Raw genomic sequence first — 20924 nt, 5'->3', positions numbered from 1 at the left:
AGGGTCGCCACGGTCAGCGGCCGATACGCCCCTGGGCGGCGGCGTTCACGAAGGCCGTGAAGGCGGCGGGGGCGGCGAGGAAGACGGGGCCTTCGGGGTTCTTGGAGTCCCGGACGGCGATGTGGGCGGCGAGGTCGGCGACCTCGATGCACTCGCCGCCGTTGGGGCCGCTGTAGGACGACTTACGCCACCGCAGGTCCTGGCTGGTGTCCATACCGCTCCCTCGTCACGCGTTCGATCAGCGCCGCCGAGCCCTCCCGGGAGAGGGCCGAGGCCTGCAATCGAGCGTAGCTGACGGACCGCTCCCTGATCACTTGGGAATGAGCGGTCATATGACCCGAGTCATAGCTCTCGGTGTAGAAGATGTCGGGGTCTTCGTCGAAGCGCAGAAGGGTGAACGAACCCAGCAGCCCCGGGTGCTGACCGACCTCGAACGGAAGTATCTGCACCTGCACCCACGGGTGGTCGCGGAAGCCCAACAAATGGGCCAGTTGGTTCCGCATGACCTCGGCACTACCGATCTGCCGGTGCAGCACGCCCTCGTCCAGCACCACGCACAGCACCGGCGGGTGCTCCCGCCCCAGGATCCGCTGACGGTCCATCCGGGCCGCCACCATCTCGTCGAGCCGGTCCGGGTTCTCCACGCCCAGGACCGCCCGGGCGTACTCCTCCGTCTGGAGCAGGCCGTACACCAGCTGCGCCTGGAACGTCGACAGGTACGTCGCCCGCGCCTCCATCTCCGCGTACGCCTGGAACCACGTCGGGAGCTGGCTGCGCAGGACCAGCCCCACCAGCCGTGAGAACGAGCCGCTCGTCATCAGCGCCGCGTCAAGGCGTTCGGAGAACTCCCGCGTCGGGACCTTCTTCGCCGTCTCGATCTGGCCGATCAGGGAGGCCGTACAGAAGAGGATCTTGCCGAGCTGCGGCTGGTTGAGCCCGGCCTCCTCCCTCAGGCGGCGGAGTTCCGAACCGTAGTAGTCCAGCGGCGAGGCGCTCGGATCCAGGTTGCGGATGTTGACCACGGCGAGGTCACCCCCAAGCTCACGCGCTGAGGCGTTGCGTTCAGTCCGTAGCCGAGCGTAACGAAGAGACTCCACCCTGATGACATGAATGACGCAACTGACCTCTGCCCTGCGGAAGTTACCCACAGCTACCGCATGGGGTTCACCGTCGGTGAGCACTCTGCCGGTCACATGCGCCGCATCCTGCGCATGTTCCTCACGCGGTGGGGGCTCGACCACCTCGCCGACCCGGCGGCCCTCGCGCTCACCGAGCTCGTCGCCAACGTCGTCCGGCACGTGCCGGGCCGGCGGTGTCACGTGCTGATGCTGCGGGAGCCGGAGGGGCTTCGGGTCGAGGTCGCGGACGGGGTCCCCGGGGCGCTGATCGCGAAGGCCGCCGATCCGCTGGACGAGCGGGGCCGGGGGCTCGTGCTGGTGGAGGCCGTGACCGACCGGTGGGGGGTCGAGGAGCGGGTGGACGGGAAGACGGTGTGGTTCGCGTGCGACGCGTAGGGCACGATGGGCGCTCGTAGCCGCGTACCCGCCAGTAGGAGTGACCATGTCCGTGCCCGCGCCCGAGATTCTTGCCGCCTTCGAGGCCGCGAAGGGCTTCATGCCCGCCGGGGAGGGGCTTGCGCTGTACGAGGCCGCCGCCGAGGCGGCCAAGCTCGGGCTGCCGCTCCTGGAGGTCGGGACGTACTGCGGGCGGTCGACGATCCTGCTCGCCGACGTGGCCCGGCAGGCCGGGACGGTCGCGGTGACCGTGGACCACCACCGGGGCAGCGAGGAGCAGCAGCCGGGGTGGGAGTACCACGACACGACCGTGGTCGACCCCGAGGTGGGGTTGATGGACACCCTGCCCACCTTCCGCCGGACGCTCCACAAGGCGGGGCTCGAAGAGCACGTGATCGCCGTCGTCGGGCGCTCGCCGCAGGTCGCGAAGGTGTGGGGCGGGCAGCTCGGCTTCGTGTTCATCGACGGCGGGCACACGGACGAGCACGCCACGAACGACTACGAGGGCTGGGCCCCCAAGGTCGCCCCCGGGGGCCTGCTCGTCATCCACGACGTCTTCCCGAACCCGGAGGACGGCGGTCAGGCGCCGTACCGGATCTACCTGCGCGCCCTGGAGTCGGGTGACTTCGAGGAGGTCTCGGTCACCGACTCGCTGCGGGTGCTGCGCCGCCGGGGCGCCTAGAACAGCGAGGTCACGTACAGGCAGTTCGTGTAGCTGTAGCCCTCTTCGATCTTCGCCTTGCTCGACTTGGTGTCGCCCGCCGTCGACGTGCCGGTGGCCGACCGCTTCTGGAGGAAGTGGTAGTCGCCGGCGGGCAGCAGCAGGGTCGCCTTCGGGTACTTCGAGGACGGCCCCGTGCAGGCCTTGATCTTCGGGGAGTTCACCAGCAGCGGGGTCTGGTACTTCTTGCAGGTCCCGCACGACTTGAGGGTGACCTTGCCGGTCATCGGGCCCGTGTAGAGGAGCTCGACCTCGCCGGGGCCGTCGTTGCTGACCACCATGACCATCCGGGCGCCGCCGGGGACGTCGGCCGGCGGCAGGCGCCGGCCGGCCTCCGGCTCCTCCTCGGCGATCTCGGCGGCGATGGCGATCGCGCGGGCGTGGGCGGCCTGCGGGCTGTTCGGGTACGCCTTGGCGTAGTCGGTCATGACCGTGGCCGCCGTGTCGAACTCCTTGTCCTTGAAGTGGTCCGTCCCGCAGGCGAAGTCACCCCTCTGGACGGCCGCCGCCGCCTCCTTCGCCGCACCTTCGAGGGACGGGTCCGGCATGGCGTCGAGCGAGGAGCGGAGCGCGCGCAGCTGGTCGGTGGCGTCGCAGGGCTCGGAGCCGCCGAGGGCGGTCGTCCGCGTCCTGATCGCCGCCCGGACGGCCGGTTCGACGCGGGTCGCCTGGGCGGACTGCGGGAAGGTGCCGAGGAGGTCGTTGAGGCTCTCGCTCGCCGGCGGGTTCGCCGTCTGCACGCCCAGCGCCGCCGTGCCGCACTGGTAGAGCGACTCGGCCAGCGGCTCGTCGGTCTTGGCGGGCCGGGAGCCGAGCAGCCCCTTGTCCACGGTGGCGGGGAGCTCCCGCAGGTGCTTGAGCGGCGCTATGGCCGCGCAGTACTGCTTCTTCCCGTACGGGGCGGAGACCGTCCTGTAGTACGCGTCGAGGCGGTCGGGGACGAGCTTCCCGGCCCGTGAGCCGGCGTGCTTCGTGCCGAGGTCCTCATAGGCGCTGAGCGCCTGGCGGAAGGTCGGCTCGGCCTTGTCGAAGGCGAGGCCGTCGGCGGACTTCACCAGCGCGTCCGCCGCCGCGAGCAGTTCCAGCATCGCCTGCTCCTTCGCCTCGTCGCGGGCCGCGCCGTACGCGAGGGAGCCTCCGGCGGGCGCGGCGAGCAGGACGAGCGCGAGCGGCAGTGCCAGGCGGCGGAAGGAGGCGCCGATCCGGAGCGTGGCGCGCAGTCCGCGGCGGGCGCCGTCGGCGGCGACGGCGAGCAGGAAGACGCCGTAGCCGACGAGGAGGGCGAACGGCACGCCGTCGACGTCGGCGGGGAGTGCGGCCACGAGCAGGACGGCGGTGGCGAGCCAGCAGAGCGCGGCGCCGATCCAGTTGCGCAGGAGGACGTAGCCGAGACCGAGGCAGGAGAGGTTGAGCAGGCCGATCATGGCGGCCTGAGCCGGGTTGGCGTCGCCGGGCGGCTGCGCGGGGCCGTGCCCGGGCGGCGGCCCGTACGGCGGAGGCCCGTACCCCGGCGGCCCGAACCCGGGCGGCGCACCGGGCGGCGGCGGCCCGGTCCCGGCCCCGGCCCACCCGGGCGCGACGGCGGGCCCGGACGGGGCCCCGGACGCGGCGGCGAGCTGGGCGGTGGGCAGGTCCCGCGCAGTCGGCGCGGGCTCGGGCGGAGTGCCGGGCGGGGTACCGGCCGCCGCGGCGGCCGGCGTCGTCGTGGGCAGATCCTGTGGAACCTGCGGGCCCCCGGGTGGCGGCCCGAAGGCCGGCGTGGGCGTCCCCGCGCCCGGGGCGGCCGGACTCGCGGGCGCCGGAGGGGCCCAGGGCGGCTCGGGCGCGCCCGACGAGGCACCCGGAGAAGCAGCGGACGTCACATCGGGGCGCCCGCCCGGTCCCGGCGCCCCGCCCCCCTTCCCCAAGCCCCCGTCCCCCGGCGGTCTGTCGTTCGGTTCGGGACGCGCGTCGTTCGGTTCTTCCCCCACCACGGTTCCCCCTCGTGGTCCATGCGCGGTGACACCCCACCGCCGCTCTTCTTCCCTACCCTTCACGCTTCGCCCACACGCGTCCACCGTTCCGTGACGCCGGTGACGAACCTGCGACGCACCCCTACGGCATTCCGCCCCGCACAGGGCCTAAAGTCGCGGGGTGCCGTACGACCACCGGAACACCGCCCGCCGCACCCTCGCCCTCGTCCTCGCCGCCGCGGGCTGCTGTGCCGCGCTCGCCGGGTGCGCGACCTCACAGGCCTCGTCATCGAGCGGGAAGGCTCAGGGAGCACGAGGAACCGAGGGACCCCGGAGCGAGAGCGGAGCCCAGTCGCGGCCGCCGCTCGCCTCGCCCTCCACCGCCCCCCGGCCCACCCGCTCGCCGGGCGCCGCTCAGGCGAGCCGCTCGCTCGCCGGGAGGACCGTCGTCATCGACCCCGGCCACAACTCCGGCAATTTCAGCCATTCCGCTGAAATCAACCAAAAGGTCAACATCGGGACGACTCACAAGGAATGCGACACTACCGGCACCTCCACCAACGCCGGTTACACCGAGGCCACCTTCACCCTCGACGTCTCCCGCCGGCTGCGGGACCTCCTCACCGCACGCGGCGCCGAGGTCGTCTTCACCCATGACGGCGACCGCCCCTGGGGACCCTGCATCGACGAGCGCGCCCGGATCGGGAACGCGGCCCGCGCCGACGCCGTCGTCTCCGTCCACGCGGACGGTTCGGCCGCCGGCAACCGCGGCTTCCATGTGATCCTTCCCGCAAAGGTGCGCGCGGGCGCCGCCGACACCGCGAGGATCGTCGCCCCGTCCCGTACCCTCGGCGAGGGAATCGTGAAGACCTTCGCGCGCGCCACCGGCACCTCACCCGCCAACTACATCGGTGACGGTACGGGGTTGGACGTGCGGGACGACCTCGGCGGGCTCAACCTCTCGACCGTCCCCAAGGTCTTCGTCGAGTGCGGCAACATGCGTGACCCGAAGGACGCACAGCTGTTCACGTCGTCGACGTGGCGGCAGAAGGCGGCCCAGGGGCTGGCGGACGGCATCGCCACCTACCTCAAGGGGTAGAACCGACGGGCGATAGATTCGCTCCGTACCATGGGGCCGCCCCCGTGTCATGAACCTGAACGCCTCCCGATGCGACGACCGACGACCCGACGAAGGACTCTTACGTGAATATCCGCTCCCTCACCCGAGGCGATGGCGTGCTGATCGGTGCAGCGGTGGTGCTGTTCATCGCCTCGTTCCTCGGCATCGCGGGCTGTGACGCCAGCGCCGCCATCTGCGACAAGGTCGACACTCCGAACTCGTGGGAGTTCTCGTACCTCGGCTGGGGCACCTTCTTCGTCGGCATCGCCGGCGCCGCTCTCGTCGTCGTCTCCCGCTCCCTCCCGGAGCCCCGCAAGGTGGTCGGCCTGGACCTCGGCCAGGTCGGCACCTCGTTCACCATCGTGTCCGCCTGGACGCTGCTCATGTGGATCTTCGAGGCGAACAACGCCGGCGCCGGCCTGATCCTCGGCCTCATCGCCGCCCTGGCCGTGGCCGGTGCCGCCGTCGCCGGTCCGCTGGTTCCCGCCCTCAAGGCCCCGCTCGTCGGCGCGCCGAAGCCGCAGACCCCGTCGCCGTACGGCATGCAGCACGGCCAGCCGGGCCAGCAGGGCGTCCCCGGCGGCTACGGCTACCCGGGTGCGCAGCAGCAGCCGTACGGCGGGCCGCAGGACCCCTCGCAGGGTGCGGGCCAGCCGTTCGGCGCGCAGGCCGCCGCCCCGCAGCCGCAGGCCGCGCACCAGCCCGAGCCGCAGGCGGCCGCCCCGGCGCCGCAGCCGGCCGCGGACTTCGCGCCGTTCTGGTTCGCGGTCCCGGTCGCCCGTCCGCTGTACGCGGAGGACGGCTCGCAGGCGCCGATCGCCGAGCTGGCCCCGGGTACCTGGTACCTCGCGGTCGAGCAGCGCGGTCCGGCCCTGGTGGCCCAGACGCAGGACGGCCGCCGCGGCGTCCTCCAGGACACCACGGGCATCCAGCGCGGCTGACACCCGCGGCATCCCGCACACGGCCCCCCGCCCGGAATCCCTTCCGGGCGGGGGGCCGTTGCCGTACAGTCCCCGCAACACGTATCTGACGGAGCGTCAGAAAGGATGTGGGGCATGCGACTCGGACTCGCCCTCGGCTACTGGGGCCGCGGCCCCTCCCCCGCCCACCTCGACCTCGCCCGCGAGGCCGAGCGGCTCGGCTACGACTCCGTGTGGACCGCCGAGGCCTGGGGCTCCGACGCCTTCACCGCGCTGACCTGGATCGCCGCGCACACCAGCCGCATCCGGCTCGGCACCGCCGTCGCGCAGATGGCCGCCCGCGCCCCCACCACCACCGCGATGCACGCGCTCACCCTCGACCACCTCTCCGGCGGGCGCGTGCTGCTCGGGCTCGGCCTGTCCGGACCGCAGGTCGTCGAGGGCTGGTACGGGCGCCCCTTCCCCCGCTCCCCCCTGACCGCGACCCGCGAGTACGTGGACGTGGTCCGCCAGGTGCTGCGCCGCGAGGCCCCCGTACGGCTCGACGGACGCCACCACTCCCACCCGTACACCGGCCCCGACGGCACCGGCCTCGGCAAGGCCCTCAAGCCGATCACGCATCCGCTGCGCGCCGACGTCCCCGTCCTGCTCGGCGCCGAGGGCCCCAAGAACATCGCGCAGACCCTCGCCATCGCCGACGGCTGGCTGCCCCTCTACTGGACGCCCGACCGCTGGTCCGAGGTGTACGCCCTGCCGGACGCGCTCCCCGAGGGCTTCCTGGTCGCCCCCATGGTCCGGGCGCAGCTCTGCGAGGACGTGGCGGCCGGACTCCTCCCCGTCAAGGCGATGCTGGGCTTCTACATCGGCGGCATGGGGCACGCGGCCCGGAACTTCCACGCCGACCTGATGGGACGCATGGGGTACGAGAAGGAGGCCCGCCGCATCCAGGAGCTGTTCGCTGCCGGGCGGCGCGAGGAGGCCGTGCTCGCCGTACCGGACGCCTTCGCGGACGAGATCTCGCTCGTCGGCCCCCGGAGGCGGATCGCGGAGCGCCTGGAGAAATGGCGGCGGGGCCCGGTGACGGACCTCCTCGTCACGGCACCGGACCCCGCCACGCTCCGCCTCCTGGCGGAGCTCAGCTCGTAGCTCGGCCCATGGACTCAGCCGCCGAGTTGTGACGTGCTGGGCACCTGGTCCACGACCTCGGCACCGGCGCTCCTCCCCGCGTCCTTCACGCTGTTGATGACGTTCTCGAAGGCGCCGACGTCCGCGTCGCCCACCTCGCCCTTGCGGAGCTTCGCCCCCAGCTCCTTGAGCGACTCGATGCCCGCGGCGAGCGGCGCGACCGCCTTCGACAGCAGCGGGTCGCCCTTGGCGTTGTTCAGCGCCGCCTTGAGCCGGTTGTACGTGAACGCGCCCGCGAGGCCCGCCTTCACCAGGGCGAAGGTCCGCCCGTCCGCGCCCTTCTTGAACTTGCCGGCGCGGTACGGCTTCACGATCCACTGGTACGTGGCGCCCGCGGCCAGACCGGCGTTGGCCACGAACCGCGTCTTCGCCAGCTTCTGCTGCTCGAAGCTCGCCGAGGCCGACGGGGTCGCGGCGCTGCTGGTGCTCTTCGTGTCGTCGTTGCACGCCGCGGTGGTCAGGAGCAGGGTGCAGGACAGCAGCAGCGCCACGACTCCGCGTGAAACACCTCTGGGCATGACGGGACCTCCCTGGTGACGGTGCCGCCAGCCTCACCCGGGACCCCGGCGGCCGCCACCGGTGCGGATCCGTACGGGTTCCGCACGAGCCGCATACGGGTTCCGTACGGGTTCCGCCATCCCTGTCCCTGGACATCTCCGCAGGTCAGGGGCGAGGGACATCCCTCCGCATCCCTGGGACACCGTCACCTCTGGCACCGTCTCCGGACCCTCCCGACAGTGGATCTCCGGCCCGGGACGGATCCGGGCGCGGGAGGTCAGAGGAGTCGATGGTGAGACGCCGCGTGTGTACGGGGGGCGGCAGGTGCCGGTGGTACTACGGGAGGCCGGACGCCCGGCTGGGGCCGGGCATCGGCACCTACCGGGGGTACCGCTCGACGGCGGGCGTACCGCAGGAGCGGCTCGTGGTGCCGAGCGGGCGGGTGTCGCTGCTCATCGGTTTCGGCGGCGAGCTGAGGGTGCGCGGGGCGGGGCGGCACATCTCGCTGGTGTCGGGGCTGCACACCAAGGCGCGGGTCCTCGGGCACGGCGGCGACGTCCAGGGCGTGGAGCTCGCCCTCGCCCCCTGGGCGGCCCACCGGTTCTTCGGCGGCGCCCCGCTGGCGGAGCTCGCCGACGTCCTCGCCGACCCCGCCGAGGTGCTGGGCGACCGCGCCCGGAGCCTGAGCGAGGCCCTGGCGGACGCCCCGGGCTGGGCCGAGCGCTTCGCGCTGCTCGACGAGACGCTGCTGCGGTGGTCGGCGGGAGCGGACGGGGCCGACGGGCCCGCACCGGCCGTCCTGGAGGCGTGGCGGCTCCTGGAGCGGTCCGCCGGGACCCTGCAGATCCGCGAGGTCGCGGCGGCCACGGGCACCAGCCTGCGGCACCTGGAGCGCCGCTTCCGGGAACAGATCGGCCTCAGCCCGAAGCGGCTCGCCCGGATCCTGCGCCTGAACCGCGCGATCCGGCTGCTGGCGGCGGGCGGCAGGCCCGCCGACACGGCCGCCCGGTGCGGCTACTACGACCAGGCCCACCTCAGCCTCGAGTTCAAGTCGATGACCGGGCTGCCTCCCGGCCGCTTCCTCTCGGAGCGGGGGGCGTCGAGCTCCTGGATCGCGGGCTGAACCTGCGGATCCGGCGGTTTTCTCCAATACGGGACCGGGCGCCGGACGGAAGTCTTACGCCCGCGTGCGGTCGCGCACGCATCGCCGACAACAGAAGGAACGAAACATGGGCATGGTCACGGGGCTCCGCAAGAAGGCGGCGGTCGTCGCCGCCACCACCGCGCTGCTCATCGGCGGCGGTGTCGTCACCGCCACCTCGGCCTCCGCGGGCTACATGTGCGGCGCCGGATACCACTGCGCGTACTGGGCGCAGCTGGGCGACAGCGGCTCGCACGACTACTACAACAGCGACGCCAACTTCACCAACGACTACTTCAACGACAACCCCGGCACGCGCGGCTCCGGCGAGGTCGTGAACGACAACGTCAGGGCCGCCAGCAACTCCAGCACGGGCGGCTACGAGAGCCACTACTACCGCGACATCAACTACGGCGGCGGCCTGCTGTTCTGCGTGAACCCGGGCAGCCAGGTCTTCTACGGCAGCCTCGCGAGCTGGCAGGAGGCCCAGGCCAGCTCCCTCCTGCTGCGCCCGTCGACGACCATCCACTGCTTCTGAGCGAAGCCCGCGCACCACGCGTGAACGGGGGCCGGTGCTACAGGGGTGCACCGGGCCCCGCCCACTCTCCCGCCGACGAAAGGCATCCGCACCATGACCGGGACCCGTCGTCCCCGCCGTGTCCTGCTCACGCTCACCGCTGTCCTCGCGGGTGGAGCGGCCGTCGTCGGCGGCACACTGCTGGCCTCCGCCCAGGACGCGCCCCAGGTCTCCGACGAGGCACTCGTGTCGACGGCCGCCCTGGAGCGGCTGCACCGGCTGCCGCCCGTGACCGACCGCGTCTTCGCCTGGACCGGCGCCCAGGCCCGCAGCGCCGAGGCCCAGCGCCGGTACGCCATCGACTGCATGGCCCGCCAGGGCTTCCGGTACGCCCCGAAGGCCACGCCCCCGGCGGGCTCCGGCGAGGACGAACGGCCGCGTCCCTTCGGCCTGGAGACGCCCCCTTCCTCGACCCCGCCCGCCCCGGCGGAGCCCGGCGAGAAGCCGCCGAAGCCCGGCAGTCCCGAGGCCTCCCCCGCATACGCGAAGGCGCTCTTCGGCGACGAGGCCAAGCGGGTGACGGTCAAGGGCGACCTCGGCATGAGCGTGTCCCGGCCGGGAGACGGCTGCCTCGCCGAGGCCGAGACCCGCGTGCTCGGCGACGGCCGGGCCCGCTGGATCCGGACGCAGATCCTGCTCTACGAGGGCCAGGAGCAGGCCCGCGCGGCCCTGGAGAAGGACCCGAGGTTCCGGGACGCGACCGGCCGCTGGCAGCAGTGCATGGACCGGGCGGGCTTCCCTGGACAGAGCAACCCGCCGGCGCTGCTGAAGACCCTGCCCACCCAGCGGGCCCGCCTCGGCGGCCGCGACATCCTGCGGGCGGATCTGCGCTGCAAGAGCACGACCGGCTATCTGACCCTGGCCTACACCCGGCTCGCGGCCGTCCAGCAGGACTGGCTGGACCGGAACCCGGCCGTCACCAAGGACTGGACGGCCCTCCTCGCCCGCCAGGACGAGGCGGCGCGCGAAGTGCTCGCGGCACCCGCTACGGCTGCTGCGCCTTCTCCTCGCTCGGAATGAAGCGGCCGGTGCAGCTGCGCGGGCCGTTCTTCGGAAGGGCCGCGCAGACCCAGACCGAGCCGTCGTCGGGCGCCGCGATCAGCGGCGTGTAGACGTCCCGGTCGAAGTGCACGACGTCGGCCTGCGCGGCGCCGTCGGAGTTGTTGACGACGACGGTGGCACCGACCTGGGCGAAGGAGATCCGCCCCCAGGCGGCCCGGCAGGCCCGGCTGTAACGGAGCTCGATGACGAGGTCCTTGGGGATGGAGCCGGTGCGCACGGTGACGGCGTCGGCGCCGCAGTTCATCTTCTTCGGGTCACGGCCCTCGCAGTGCGTGAGGGTGCAGCCGGTGGCCGGTCCCGCGACCGTCACGACGGGCTGGGGACGGGGGGCGGCCGGCGGCTCGCCGGATCCGGAGAGGGCGCTGTAGGAGACCGCGCCCGCCACCAGGAGGACGGCGAGCACGACCGACGCCCACAGGACGCGGCGCCGCCGGAACACCGCCGTCCAGGACCCCGCTCGGCCCTCGGGCTCCACCCCGGCCCCGGCCTCCGCTCCGGCCTCGGGCTCGGGTGCCGCGCGCCGGGCCTCCTCCTCGGCCCAGAGCGCGAGCAGCGGAGCCGGATCGGTCCCGCAGAGCAGGGCGAGACGCTCCACGGCGTCGCGTGGCGGGAACTGCTTGCCGTTGACCCAGCGTTCCCACGACGACTTGGCGTAGTGCGTCTTCTCGCTGAGCTGGACGAAGCTGGATCCCGACGCCTTCTTCAGTGCGAGCAGCTCGCTCGCCAGGTCCTTGACCGACCCCGCACGGTCCATCTGTGACCGATTCTCCCTGTTATGCATGTCCATGCCAGCCATGAACGTGCATATCCTAGAGCGCGGTAAGGGGTGCTCCGCGCAAGGAAATGTGCGTGCGTCAAGCACTTATCGGGCCAGGTTCGGCCGGGGACTCAGGCGCAGCAGTCGGGCTCCAGGCCGACGGGCAGACGCTCGCCGCCGAAGACGGCGACGGTCGCCTCCTCGCCGCCGAGGGCCGCGACCGCGAGGAGGAGCGAGCCCGCGGTCCAGGCGGTCTGCTCCTCGGGCCACACGGCCTTGTCGGCCTCCGTGGCGCCCTCGAAGACGTACCCCGTCCAGTACATGCCGTTCCCGGCGCGCAGGTGCTGGATGTCCTGGAGGATCGTCAGGGCCCGGTCGGACTCCCCCGTCGCCCAGAGGGCGAGGGCCAGTTCGCAGCTCTCGCCGCCGGTGACCCACGGGTTCGGGACGACGCAGCGCACACCGAGGCCGGGGACGACGAACCGGTCCCAGTCGGCCTCGATGCGGGCGCGCGCGTCGGCCCCGGTGACCGCGCCGCCGAGGACCGGGTAGTACCAGTCCATCGAGTAGCGGGACTTGTCGAGGAAGCGCTCGGGATGCCGGCGGATCGCGTGACCGAGGGCCCCGGCGGCCAGCTCCCAGTCGGGCTGCGCCTCCTCGCGGACCTCGGCGATGGCGAGGGCGCAGCGCAGCGCCTGGTGGATCGAGGCGCTGCCGGTGAGCAGGGCGTCGCCCACCGGGGTGCCGTCGGGCTCGCGCTTCCAGCCGATCTGGCCGCCGGGCTGCTGGAGCCCGAGGACGAACTCGACGGCCGCGTAGACGGCGGGCCACATCCGGTCGAGGAAGGAGTCGTCGCCGGTGGACAGGTAGTGGTGCCAGACGCCGACCGCGATGTACGCGACGAAGTTGGATTCGAGGCTCCGGTCGGTGACCTGTTCCGGGTCGCCGTCGTGGTAGGCCGCGTACCAGGAGCCGTCGGGGTTCTGGTGGCGGGCGAGCCACGCGTAGGCGCGGGCCGCGGCGGCGTGCTCGCCGGCCGCGTCGAGCGCCATGGCGGCCTCGGTGTGGTCCCACGGGTCCAGGTGGTGGCCTCGGAACCAGGGGATGGCGCCGTCCTCGCGCTGCACCGCGAGTATCCCGGCCACGGTCTCGGCGGCCTGCTCGGCGGTGAGCACCCCGGGCAGGACGAGGTGCTCCGCGATCCGCTCGGGAGAGGTCACTTGGCGGCGTCCACGGTGTCGGCCTTCGCGAGGTCGGCCTTCGGGAGGTGGGGCTTGGTCGCGTACGCCACGAAGCTCTTGCCGACGACCGGGTTGAGCAGCTGCTCGGCGACCCGGGTCAGGGCGGGCTTCTTCATGATGTCCCAGACCAGGAGCTTGTGGTACGCGCGGACCGGCAGCGCCTTGTCGTTGTCGACGCCGAAGGCGCACTTCAGCCACCAGTACGGCGAGTGCAGGGCGTGCGCGTGGTGCGTGCCGTACGGCTTGAGGCCGGCCTGCCGGATCTTGCCGAGCAGCTCGTCGGCCTTGTAGATGCGGATGTGGCCGCCCTCGACCTCGTGGTACGCGTCGGAGAGCGCCCAGCAGACCTTCTCGGGGCCGTACCGGGGCACGGTGATCGCGATCCGGCCGCCCGGCTTGAGGACGCGGACCATCTCGGCGAGCACGCCCTTGTCGTCGGGGATGTGCTCCATGACCTCGGAGATGATGACGACGTCGAAGGACTCGTCGGGGAACGGCAGGTTGAGGGCGTCGCCCTCCATCGCGGTCGCGGTCGCGCCGACGGGGGCCTCCCCGGCCTCCTTCATGGCGGCGAACCACTTGGCGACCTCGCGGATCTCCTCGCCGTTCTGGTCGAGGGCCACGACCTGGGCACCGCGCCGGTAGCACTCGAAGGCGTGCCGCCCCGCGCCACAGCCCAGATCGAGCACACGATCACCGGGAGCGAGCGGGAAGCGAGTGAAGTCGACGGTCAGCACGAGACCCTGCTTTCGGGGTTGAGGAAGGTTGTGGGCAGGCGTTCCGCAGGGGCGGAACGGGTGGGCACAACCCACCCACCGGGTTGCACCCGGCGACGACGGCCAGGCGTCACCGGCGGACTCCGGCACCCTGCCGGGCCACGGCCTCGCGGTACAGCTCGGCGGTGCCCTGAGCCGCACGCGCCCAGGTGAACCGCTCCAGAACCCTGGCGCGGCCCGCGGCGCCCAGCCGCGCCCGCAGCTCCGCGTCGCCAAGGACCCGCCCGAGCGCAGCGGCCAGCGCCCCCGCGTCCCCCGGCGGCACCGCCAGACACGTCTCCCCGTCGGGCCCGGCAACCTCCGGAATCGCCCCACCGGTCGTCGCGACCAGCGCGGTCCCCGTCGCCATGCCCTCCGCGGCCGGCAGCGAGAACCCCTCGTACAGCGAGGGCACGCAGGCGACCTGCGCGGACCGGTAGAGGTCGACGAGCTCGGCGTCGCTGATGCCCTTGACGAACTCGACGGCGCCGTCGAGCCCGTACCGCTCGATGGCCTGGGCGACCGGCCCGTCCTCGGCGCGCTTGCCGACGACGACGAGGTGCGCGTCGGGGTTCTCGGTACGGAGCTTGGCGAGCGCCTCGACGAGGTGGACCAGACCCTTGAGCGGGACGTCGGCGCTGGAGGTGGTGACGATCCGGCCGGGGACCTCGGCGACGGACGGGTCCGGGGACCAGAGGTCGGTGTCGGCGCCGATGTGGACGACCTCGATGCGGTCCTCGCGGACGCCGAGGTGCTCGACGATCTCCTGGCGGGAGGTGCCGGAGACGGTGAGCACGGACGGCAGCCGGCGGGCGACCTTCTTCTGCATGCCGGTGAAGGCGTACCAGCGGCGGACGGAGGCGCGGCGCTTCCAGCCGTCGGCGGCATCGAGTTCGAGCTGCCGGTCGACGGTGATGGGGTGGTGGATCGTGGTGACGAGCGGCGCGCCGATCGCGCGCGGGCCGCCGAGGAGTCCGTACCCGAGGGTCTGGTTGTCGTGGACGACGTCGAAGTCTCCGCGGCGGGCGGCGAGCATGCGCCGGGCCCGCAGGGAGAAGGTGAGCGGCTCGGGGAAGCCGCCGGTCCACATGGTGGCGACCTCGAGGGCGTCGATCCAGTCCCGGTACTCCTCGCGCTTCGGGGTCCGGAACGGGTCCGGCGAGCGGTAGAGGTCGAGGCTGGCTATCTCGGTGAGGGGTACGCCCTCGTCGAGCGTCGGGTACGGCTGGGAGCCGATGACCTCGACGGTGTGCCCGAGGCGGGCGAGCTCGCGGGACAGGTGCCGGACGTAGACGCCCTGGCCCCCGCAGAACGGGTTCCCCTTGTACGTGAGGAGAGCGATCCGCAGCGGACCGTCACCGGCGGCGGTGACGCCCTGCCGGGGGCTTGCCTCTATGGCCTCAGCGGTCATTGCGCGACCCCCTTCGAGCGTACGTTTCGCCGGAGCGTAACCGCTCGCGCTAATCTAGAACAAGTTACAGACTTGAGCGTGCTTGATCCTTCAAGGAGCACAGAATCTACCGGCAGGTAGCTCCGTCGTGAGAGCCCGAACAGGTGATTCGCGCCACGGCGGGCGTGACGCCATACTGTCGCTCCCCACCGCACGGAAGACGCACGGAACGGGACCACATGACCGCAGTCGACAGAGCGGACCACAGACCGGCGTCACCGCCCCTCACGGAACGCCAGGAGGCGCGGCGCCGCCGCATCCTGAACGCCAGCGCCCAGCTCGCCGCCAGGGGCGGCTTCGACGCCGTGCAGATGCGTGAGGTCGCCGAGGCGGCGGGGGTCGCCCTCGGCACCCTCTACCGGTACTTCCCCTCCAAGATCCACCTGCTCGTGGCGACCATGCAGGACCAGCTCCAGCACATGCACACCACGCTGCGGAAGCGGCCGCCCGCCGGCGCGGACCCGGCGCAGCGGGTCGCGGAGACCCTGATGCGCGCGTTCCGGGCGCTCCAGCGGGAGCCGCAGCTCGCCGACGCGATGGTGCGGGCGCTGACCTTCGCCGACCGCAGCGTGAGCCCCGAGGTCGACACGGTCTCCCGGCTGACGACCGCGATCATCCTGGACGCGATGGGGGCGGAGCACCCGACCCCGGGCCAGCTCTCGGCGGTCCGGGTGATCGAGCACACCTGGCACTCGGCGCTGATCACCTGGCTGTCCGGACGCGCGTCGATCGCACAGGTGAAGATCGACATCGAGACGGTCTGCCGACTGATCGACCTGACGGCACCGGAGGCGTCGGAGGCATCGGCCTGAGACGTCCCGCCCGCGCCCCGGCGGCCCACCCGGCAGGAACCGACGGACCGAGCGGCCCCGCCCGCGCCCCCCGGCGGTCCAGCCGCCGGGGGGGCGCGGGCGGTGCGGGGTCAGGAGCCCTGCTGCGCCTTGGCGTTGCTCTTGGCGAGGACCGCCGCGCACTCCGGGCTACTGTCGACGGCCACGAACATCACCAGCTTCAGCGGGCCCGCCGAGTGGTTGCTGGCCTGGAGCTTCCAGCTGCTCTTCGTCAGCGACTTGATCACCGAGCCGCCCACACCGGAGCTCCGCTCCTCGGTCCAGCCGGTCCCGGTCAGCGTCGAGACCGTGGACGCGTACGACTTCGCCGGGTCGGCGGCCTTCTCGGCGTCGGCCGTCCAGCTGACCATGCAGTCCTTGGCCTCGGCCGGAACCTGCTCGCCCGAGGAGTCCTGCGTGAAGCCGGCCTCCGTCGCCGCGTCCGTCAACTCCTTGGTGACCGCGGCCGCGTCCAGCTTCTGGTCGCTCGAACCGCCCGCGCCGGAACCGCCCGTCGAGGCCGAACCGGCCGAGGAGGAACCGGCCGAGGACGAACCGCCCTTGTCGGCACCGCCCTCGCTGCCGCAGCCCGCGACGAGCAGAATCACACCGGCGGCCGCGGCCACCAACTTCGCCTTGCGCACAGCACTCCCAAATCAGCGCACACGAAGGCCTCTTGCCCCCGTACCAAGGGGCATAGTTTTGCACAAGGGAACGACAGTGCCGTCCCGCCCGGCCCTCCCCGTCACTCCTCCGGCGGGAACACCGGCTCGCCTCCGTCCGCCAGGGTGATGAGGATGGCCTCCACCGGGCAGCCCTCCGCCGCCGCGAGGAGGCGTTCGCCCGCGTCCGTCTCCGGCTCCACCGGGTGGGACTGGCGGGCTGCGTCGAGGCGGAAGCCGCCGGGGGCGTGGTTGACGCACATGCCGGAGCCGATGCAGACGCTCCGGTCGACCTCGACGTGCCAGCGGTCGCCCATCACGCGTCCCCGTATCCGGCCGGCAGGTGGATCATCTTGTGCTCCAGGTACTCGCCGAAGCCCTCGGGGCCGAACTCCCGTCCCACGCCGGAGTTCTTGTAGCCGCCGAAGGGGCCGAGCATGTCGAGGCTGAAGGTGTTGACGTTGAAGGTGCCGGTGCGGACCCGGCGGGCGAAGTCGATGCCGTGCTCGACGTCACCGGTCCAGACGCTGCCGGAAAGGCCGAAGTCGGAGTCGTTCGCGATCCGCAGGGCCTCTGCCTCGTCCCCGTACGGCAGGAGGCAGATGACCGGGCCGAAGATCTCCTCGCGGGCGATCCGCATGGAGTTGTCGACGTCGCCGAAGAGGGTCGGCTCGACGTACCAGCCGCGGTCGAGGCCGTCCGGGCGTCCGCCGCCGGTGAGGAGCTTCGCGCCCTCCGCCTGGCCGATCCCGATGTAGTCGAGGGAGCGCTGCTGCTGGCGCCGGGCGACGAGCGGTCCGACCTGGGTGGCCGGGTCGAGCGGGTCGCCGACGACGAGCGCGCCGGCCGCCGCGGCGAAGGCCTCGGCGATCTCCTCGTACCGCGCGCGGGGCGCGAGGATCCGGGTCTGGGCCACGCACGCCTGCCCGTTGTTCATCCAGGCGGCCGGGACGATCCCGGCGACGGCGGTCTCCAGGTCGGCGTCCGGCAGGATCACCGCGGCCGACTTCCCGCCCAGTTCGAGGGTGACGCGGGTGAGGTTGCGGGAGGCGACCTCCATGACCCGCTTGCCGGCGGCGACCGAGCCGGTGAAGGACACCTTGTCGACGCCGGGGTGCCCGACGAGGTACTCGCTGACCTCGCGGTCGGCGGGCAGGATCGACAGGACCCCTTCGGGGAGCCCGGCCTCCGCCGCGATCTCGCCGAGGATGTACGAGTCGAGGGGCGACTCCGGCGAGGGCTTGAGGACCACCGTGCATCCGGCGAGCAGCGCGGGCCCCAGCTTGGCGGCGGCGGTGAACTGCGGCACGTTCCACGGGACGACGGCCGCGACGACACCGACCGGCTCGCGCCGCACGAGCAGCGGCCCGAGGACGCCGCCGCGCCGCTCCTCGTACGGGAAGTCCCGGGCGACGGTGATCGCCGCGTCCCAGACCATCATCGCGCCGAGCGCCTGGGCGAGGACGGACCAGGAGTACGGGGAGCCGTTCTGCGCGCTGATGCAGCGGCCGATCTCCTCGTACCGCACGGCGATCGCGTCCTTGATGCGGGTGACGACGGCGATCCGCTCCTCGACCGTCATCCGCGGCCAGGGCCCTTCGTCGAAGGCCCTCCGGGCGACGGCGACGGCCCGGTCGACATCGGCCTCGGAGGCGTGCGGGACGCGGCCGATGACCTGCTCGGTGTGCGGGGAGATCACCTCGATGACCACGTCGCCGTGCGGGTCGGTCAACTCCCCGCCGATGAACAGCTTTCCGTGCTCCACAAGCTCGGTCATGACCGCTGCCTCCCGAGGAGATGGAATTGGCCCACTGGGTTTCCTGACGATGCTTCAGAACTGATACCAGTTCTAGTTATGGTGGGCAATGGCCGTACCGGTACGCAGAGACGAGGACGCTCATGACCCAGGTGACCGAGCACGGTGGTGGCGTCTGGTCCCTGCGGGTGCCCATCCCGGACAATCCGCTGGGCCACACCCTGGTCCACGTCCTCGACACCGACCGCGGCCCGGTCCTCGTCGACACCGGCTGGGACGACCCGGCCTCCTGGGGCGAACTCACCGGCGGGCTCGACGCGTTGGGTCTGTCCGTGCGGGAGATCCACGGCGTCGTCATCACCCACCACCACCCCGACCACCACGGCCTCTCCGGCCGGGTCCGGGAGGAGTCCGGCGCCTGGATCGCCATGCACGCCGCCGACACGGCCGTCGTCCGCCGCACTCGGGAGTCCGAACCCGGCACCTGGTTCGACTACCTCGCCCGCAAACTCGCCACCGTCGGCGCCCCCGAGGACCACATCGCCCCGCTCCGGGCCGCCCGCGCCGCCGGCCGGATGCGGACCCTGCCCGGTCTCCGCTCGGCCCTCCCCGACCGCGAGATCGTCCCCGGCGAACTCCTCGACCTGGCCGGACGCCGGCTGCGTGCCATCTGGACCCCCGGCCACACCCCCGGGCACGTCTGCCTCCACCTGGAGGAGGAGCACCCCTCCCGGCTGCCCGGCCACGGCCGGCTCTTCTCCGGCGACCACCTGCTGCCCGGGATCACCCCGCACATCGGCCTGTACGAGGACCCCGACGATGTCACCGAGACCGACCCCCTCGGCGACTACCTCGACTCCCTCGAACGGATCGGCCGCCTCGGCGTCGCCGAGGTCCTCCCCGCCCACCAGCACGCCTTCGCCGACGCCGCCGGCCGCGTCCGCGAACTCCTCGACCACCACGAGGAACGCCTCACCGGCCTCCTCGCCCTCCTCGCCACCCCGCTCACGCCCTGGCAGCTCGCCGAGCGCATGGAGTGGAACCGCCCCTGGGAGCAGATCCCGTACGGCTCCCGCAACATCGCCGTCAGCGAGGCCGAGGCCCACGTCCGCCGCCTGGTGAAGCTCGGACGCGCGGAGCCCGTGGCGGGCGCGGACCCGGTCACGTACATCGCGGTCTGAGACGTCAGGCCTTGAACAGGCGGATGAGCGACATGACCAGGACCAGGGGGGAGATTCCGCCGCCGAGCACCATCACCGGGATCGCCACCCACCACAGCCAGTGCTGCCCGCCGTGCTCGTAGTAGTCGTAGCCGTTGTGGACGAACAGGAACCACAGGAGGTGGAGGGTCAGTACGGCGATCAGCGCGATCCAGTAGAGGGCGACCCCGGCCGACCACAGCCGGACCCGGCCGGGCCGGACCGTGAGCAGCCGCCCCCGGTAGCCCTGGAGTCCGGCCGTCGCGGCGATCAGGAGCAGCGTCGCGGGGACGCGCCACCAGTCGTCCATCGCCCACTGGTAGGGGCCTTGCGCCTGGTCGGAGAGCGAGGGGTACGCCTCCGCCCGGCTCAGGAGATCGACCCCGCCCACGAGGAAGGCCACCATCGGCACGAGGTAGAACAGGCCGAACAGGGGCCTCCCCAGACCAGTGGTCAGCGCCCGCACGGCGCGCTCCCGCGCGGTCGGCACTCCGGTCGAGGAGGCCCGGGCCCGCGGCGCGGAGGCGGCCGGCCCCCGGACAGCGGCGCGGGGCGGGGGCAGAACGGCTGTGGGGGGCGGCGGAGGGAGGACGGTGGTGGCGGCGGTCGCGGGCGCCGTCCCCGTACTCGAACCCGTGGGCACCGAAGCGGGCCCGGCATCCGGCTCGAACTCCGTCTCCGCGTTGAGCAGTTCCTCCGCCTTCTGCGCGATCGCCGCGACCACCGGCGCCGGCAGCCAGCTCCCCGAATCCTCCCGGTGGGCGTCCGCGGCCGCCGCCAGCTCGGTCACCTGCGGGCGGTCCTCCGGCCGTTTGGCCAGGCAGCGCCGTACGAGCTCCGCGAACGGCCCCTCCACCCCGGCGAGGTCGGGCTCGTGGTGGACGAGCCGGTACAGCAGCTCCGCCACCGAACCGCCACCGAAGGGTCCGCGCCCGGTCGCCGCGAAGGCCAGCACCGCGCCGAGCGAGAAGAGGTCGGCCGCGGGTCCGACCGTCCGCCCCTCCGCCTGCTCGGGCGACATGAAGCCGGGTGAGCCGACGACCAGGCCCGTCCCCGTCAGGGCCGTCTCGTCGGCGGAGCGGGCGATGCCGAAGTCGATGAGCAGGGGTCCTGACGGCGAGAGCAGGACGTTCGACGGCTTGACGTCCCGGTGCACGAGCCCCGCCCGGTGCACGCCGTCGAGGGCGTGCGCGAGGCCGGAGAGCAGCCGCCAGAGGGCCGGTTCGGGGAGGGGGCCGTGCGCCAGGACGGCCTCGGAGAGCGCGGGACCCGGCACGTACGCGGTGGCCAGCCAGGGCACCTCCGCGTCCGGGTCGGCGTCGAGGACCGGGACCGTACCGGCTCCGCGTAAGGACTGGGCGGCCCGCACCTCGCGGGCGAAGCGCGTCCGGAAGCCCGGGTCACCGGCGAGCGCGCCGTGCACCACCTTCAGCGCGACCGTCCGGCCGCCGCGCGAGCGGCCCAGGTAGACGCGGCCCATGCCGCCCTCGCCCAGCCGGTAGAGGAGCCGGTAGGGACCGACCGTCCCCGGGTCGCTCTCGGCCAACGCCCGCATTCCGCACCCCCGTGAAGACGCCGTCGTCG

Annotated in this window: 22 protein-coding genes; 10 read left to right on the top strand and 12 right to left on the bottom strand. The window is 72.7% G+C overall.

All coding sequences use genetic code 11. The features are described 5' to 3' along the window. Nucleotides 1-13 precede the first annotated feature (13 nt). Together ACFYX3_RS05380 and ACFYX3_RS05375 are read right to left on the bottom strand one after the other, a co-directional pair. Complete coding sequence (locus ACFYX3_RS05380) at nucleotides 14-214, bottom strand: DUF397 domain-containing protein (protein ID WP_389008313.1); 201 nt, start codon at nucleotides 212-214, stop codon at nucleotides 14-16. After that, entirely contained in the window at nucleotides 183-1022 is an 840-nt protein-coding gene (locus ACFYX3_RS05375; RefSeq protein WP_389008309.1) for a Scr1 family TA system antitoxin-like transcriptional regulator, read from the bottom strand. Before ACFYX3_RS05375 ends, ACFYX3_RS05380 begins: the two co-directional genes overlap by 32 nt. Before the next feature lie 135 nt (nucleotides 1023-1157). On the opposite strand from ACFYX3_RS05375, the gene ACFYX3_RS05370 reads away from it, so the two are divergent. Beyond that, nucleotides 1158-1514 (top strand): ATP-binding protein, encoded by a 357-nt coding sequence (locus tag ACFYX3_RS05370; RefSeq protein ID WP_389008306.1) that lies wholly within the window; start codon nucleotides 1158-1160, stop codon nucleotides 1512-1514. A gap of 46 nt (nucleotides 1515-1560) precedes the next feature. Continuing rightward, nucleotides 1561-2196, top strand: a complete 636-nt coding sequence (locus ACFYX3_RS05365; protein WP_382661229.1) for a class I SAM-dependent methyltransferase — start codon at nucleotides 1561-1563, stop codon at nucleotides 2194-2196. Here the strand turns inward: ACFYX3_RS05365 and ACFYX3_RS05360 are convergent. Then, nucleotides 2193-4097, bottom strand: coding sequence for a hypothetical protein (locus ACFYX3_RS05360; RefSeq protein ID WP_389008301.1), 1905 nt, complete (start codon nucleotides 4095-4097; stop codon nucleotides 2193-2195). The two genes, ACFYX3_RS05365 and ACFYX3_RS05360, sit on opposite strands and share 4 nt — an antisense overlap. A 271-nt stretch (nucleotides 4098-4368) precedes the next feature. Here ACFYX3_RS05360 and ACFYX3_RS05355 point away from each other — a divergent pair, with 271 nt between their 5' ends. The 3 genes from ACFYX3_RS05355 to ACFYX3_RS05345 all read left to right on the top strand — a co-directional run bounded on the left by ACFYX3_RS05355 (nucleotide 4369) and on the right by ACFYX3_RS05345 (nucleotide 7373). Then, complete coding sequence (locus ACFYX3_RS05355) at nucleotides 4369-5286, top strand: N-acetylmuramoyl-L-alanine amidase (RefSeq protein WP_389008298.1); 918 nt, start codon at nucleotides 4369-4371, stop codon at nucleotides 5284-5286. Nucleotides 5287-5390: 104 nt separating this feature from the next. After that, complete coding sequence (locus ACFYX3_RS05350) at nucleotides 5391-6248, top strand: hypothetical protein (protein WP_389008295.1); 858 nt, start codon at nucleotides 5391-5393, stop codon at nucleotides 6246-6248. A gap of 114 nt (nucleotides 6249-6362) precedes the next feature. Further along, entirely contained in the window at nucleotides 6363-7373 is a 1011-nt protein-coding gene (locus ACFYX3_RS05345) for an LLM class F420-dependent oxidoreductase (protein WP_389008292.1), read from the top strand. A 14-nt stretch (nucleotides 7374-7387) separates the two neighbouring features. Here ACFYX3_RS05345 and ACFYX3_RS05340 read toward each other — a convergent pair whose 3' ends face one another. Next, complete coding sequence (locus ACFYX3_RS05340; protein WP_389008289.1) at nucleotides 7388-7930, bottom strand: hypothetical protein; 543 nt, start codon at nucleotides 7928-7930, stop codon at nucleotides 7388-7390. A gap of 284 nt (nucleotides 7931-8214) precedes the next feature. Between ACFYX3_RS05340 and ACFYX3_RS05335 the strand changes: the two genes are divergently transcribed. The 3 genes from ACFYX3_RS05335 (at nucleotide 8215) to ACFYX3_RS05325 (ending at nucleotide 10648) form a co-directional block, all read left to right on the top strand. Continuing rightward, entirely contained in the window at nucleotides 8215-9033 is an 819-nt protein-coding gene (locus tag ACFYX3_RS05335; RefSeq protein ID WP_389008286.1) for a helix-turn-helix domain-containing protein, read from the top strand. A 106-nt stretch (nucleotides 9034-9139) separates the two neighbouring features. Further along, on the top strand, nucleotides 9140-9589 hold the full coding sequence (locus tag ACFYX3_RS05330) for a hypothetical protein (protein WP_389008283.1): 450 nt from the start codon (nucleotides 9140-9142) through the stop codon (nucleotides 9587-9589). 93 nt (nucleotides 9590-9682) lie between these two features. Beyond that, entirely contained in the window at nucleotides 9683-10648 is a 966-nt protein-coding gene (locus ACFYX3_RS05325) for a hypothetical protein (protein ID WP_389008280.1), read from the top strand. Here ACFYX3_RS05325 and ACFYX3_RS05320 read toward each other — a convergent pair. The 4 genes from ACFYX3_RS05320 to ACFYX3_RS05305 form a co-directional block, all read right to left on the bottom strand. After that, nucleotides 10614-11444 carry a DUF2690 domain-containing protein gene (locus ACFYX3_RS05320; protein WP_389008277.1) on the bottom strand — a complete coding sequence of 277 codons (831 nt, stop codon included), beginning with the start codon at nucleotides 11442-11444 and terminating at the stop codon, nucleotides 10614-10616. The genes ACFYX3_RS05325 and ACFYX3_RS05320 overlap by 35 nt on opposite strands. Before the next feature lie 134 nt (nucleotides 11445-11578). Further along, on the bottom strand, nucleotides 11579-12667 hold the full coding sequence (locus ACFYX3_RS05315; protein ID WP_389008274.1) for a prenyltransferase: 1089 nt from the start codon (nucleotides 12665-12667) through the stop codon (nucleotides 11579-11581). Then, entirely contained in the window at nucleotides 12664-13425 is a 762-nt protein-coding gene (locus ACFYX3_RS05310) for a class I SAM-dependent methyltransferase (protein WP_389008271.1), read from the bottom strand. Before ACFYX3_RS05310 ends, ACFYX3_RS05315 begins: the two co-directional genes overlap by 4 nt. A gap of 109 nt (nucleotides 13426-13534) precedes the next feature. Then, the gene (locus ACFYX3_RS05305) at nucleotides 13535-14854 is read right to left on the bottom strand and encodes a glycosyltransferase family 4 protein (RefSeq protein ID WP_389008268.1); all 1320 of its coding nucleotides are present in this window, start codon (nucleotides 14852-14854) and stop codon (nucleotides 13535-13537) included. Nucleotides 14855-15072: 218 nt separating this feature from the next. Here ACFYX3_RS05305 and ACFYX3_RS05300 point away from each other — a divergent pair, with 218 nt between their 5' ends. After that, nucleotides 15073-15705, top strand: coding sequence for a TetR family transcriptional regulator (locus tag ACFYX3_RS05300; protein ID WP_376589134.1), 633 nt, complete (start codon nucleotides 15073-15075; stop codon nucleotides 15703-15705). 110 nt (nucleotides 15706-15815) lie between these two features. Here the strand turns inward: ACFYX3_RS05300 and ACFYX3_RS05295 are convergent, their stop codons facing one another. The 3 genes from ACFYX3_RS05295 to ACFYX3_RS05285 form a co-directional block, all read right to left on the bottom strand. After that, complete coding sequence (locus tag ACFYX3_RS05295) at nucleotides 15816-16367, bottom strand: hypothetical protein (RefSeq protein ID WP_389008264.1); 552 nt, start codon at nucleotides 16365-16367, stop codon at nucleotides 15816-15818. Between the two features lie 101 nt (nucleotides 16368-16468). Further along, a complete protein-coding gene (locus ACFYX3_RS05290) occupies nucleotides 16469-16702 on the bottom strand; it encodes a ferredoxin (protein ID WP_376589138.1) in 234 nt (77 codons plus the stop codon). Beyond that, nucleotides 16702-18162: an aldehyde dehydrogenase gene (locus tag ACFYX3_RS05285; protein WP_389008261.1), complete on the bottom strand. Its 1461-nt coding sequence runs from the start codon at nucleotides 18160-18162 to the stop codon at nucleotides 16702-16704. The genes ACFYX3_RS05290 and ACFYX3_RS05285 overlap by 1 nt, the downstream gene beginning before the upstream one ends. 122 nt (nucleotides 18163-18284) lie before the next feature. On the opposite strand from ACFYX3_RS05285, the gene ACFYX3_RS05280 reads away from it, so the two are divergent. Beyond that, nucleotides 18285-19322, top strand: coding sequence for an MBL fold metallo-hydrolase (locus tag ACFYX3_RS05280; protein WP_389008258.1), 1038 nt, complete (start codon nucleotides 18285-18287; stop codon nucleotides 19320-19322). A 4-nt stretch (nucleotides 19323-19326) separates the two neighbouring features. Here the strand turns inward: ACFYX3_RS05280 and ACFYX3_RS05275 are convergent, their stop codons facing one another. Beyond that, nucleotides 19327-20895 carry a serine/threonine-protein kinase gene (locus tag ACFYX3_RS05275; protein WP_389008255.1) on the bottom strand — a complete coding sequence of 523 codons (1569 nt, stop codon included), beginning with the start codon at nucleotides 20893-20895 and terminating at the stop codon, nucleotides 19327-19329. Between the last annotated feature and the right edge of the window lie 29 nt (nucleotides 20896-20924).

The organism is Streptomyces sp. NPDC002463, from assembly GCF_042889835.1.
In the GTDB taxonomy this organism is placed as follows: Bacteria; Actinomycetota; Actinomycetes; order Streptomycetales; family Streptomycetaceae; genus Streptomyces; species Streptomyces nymphaeiformis.
This window is presented reverse-complemented; position numbering and strand designations above follow the sequence as displayed.

Excerpts from the sequence above, each read along its gene's own strand:
- ACFYX3_RS05275 (WP_389008255.1), bottom strand. The coding sequence starts at position 20,895 with ATGCGGGCGTTGGCCGAGAGCGACCCGGGGACGGTCGGTCCCTACCGG.
- ACFYX3_RS05345 (WP_389008292.1), top strand. The coding sequence starts at position 6,363 with ATGCGACTCGGACTCGCCCTCGGCTACTGGGGCCGCGGCCCCTCCCCC.
- ACFYX3_RS05370 (WP_389008306.1), top strand. The coding sequence starts at position 1,158 with ATGGGGTTCACCGTCGGTGAGCACTCTGCCGGTCACATGCGCCGCATC.
- ACFYX3_RS05325 (WP_389008280.1), top strand. The coding sequence starts at position 9,683 with ATGACCGGGACCCGTCGTCCCCGCCGTGTCCTGCTCACGCTCACCGCT.
- ACFYX3_RS05380 (WP_389008313.1), bottom strand. The coding sequence starts at position 214 with ATGGACACCAGCCAGGACCTGCGGTGGCGTAAGTCGTCCTACAGCGGC.
- ACFYX3_RS05320 (WP_389008277.1), bottom strand. The coding sequence starts at position 11,444 with ATGGACCGTGCGGGGTCGGTCAAGGACCTGGCGAGCGAGCTGCTCGCA.
- ACFYX3_RS05300 (WP_376589134.1), top strand. The coding sequence starts at position 15,073 with ATGACCGCAGTCGACAGAGCGGACCACAGACCGGCGTCACCGCCCCTC.
- ACFYX3_RS05305 (WP_389008268.1), bottom strand. The coding sequence starts at position 14,854 with ATGACCGCTGAGGCCATAGAGGCAAGCCCCCGGCAGGGCGTCACCGCC.
- ACFYX3_RS05330 (WP_389008283.1), top strand. The coding sequence starts at position 9,140 with ATGGGCATGGTCACGGGGCTCCGCAAGAAGGCGGCGGTCGTCGCCGCC.
- ACFYX3_RS05280 (WP_389008258.1), top strand. The coding sequence starts at position 18,285 with ATGACCCAGGTGACCGAGCACGGTGGTGGCGTCTGGTCCCTGCGGGTG.
- ACFYX3_RS05285 (WP_389008261.1), bottom strand. The coding sequence starts at position 18,162 with ATGACCGAGCTTGTGGAGCACGGAAAGCTGTTCATCGGCGGGGAGTTG.
- ACFYX3_RS05340 (WP_389008289.1), bottom strand. The coding sequence starts at position 7,930 with ATGCCCAGAGGTGTTTCACGCGGAGTCGTGGCGCTGCTGCTGTCCTGC.
- ACFYX3_RS05290 (WP_376589138.1), bottom strand. The coding sequence starts at position 16,702 with ATGGGCGACCGCTGGCACGTCGAGGTCGACCGGAGCGTCTGCATCGGC.
- ACFYX3_RS05365 (WP_382661229.1), top strand. The coding sequence starts at position 1,561 with ATGTCCGTGCCCGCGCCCGAGATTCTTGCCGCCTTCGAGGCCGCGAAG.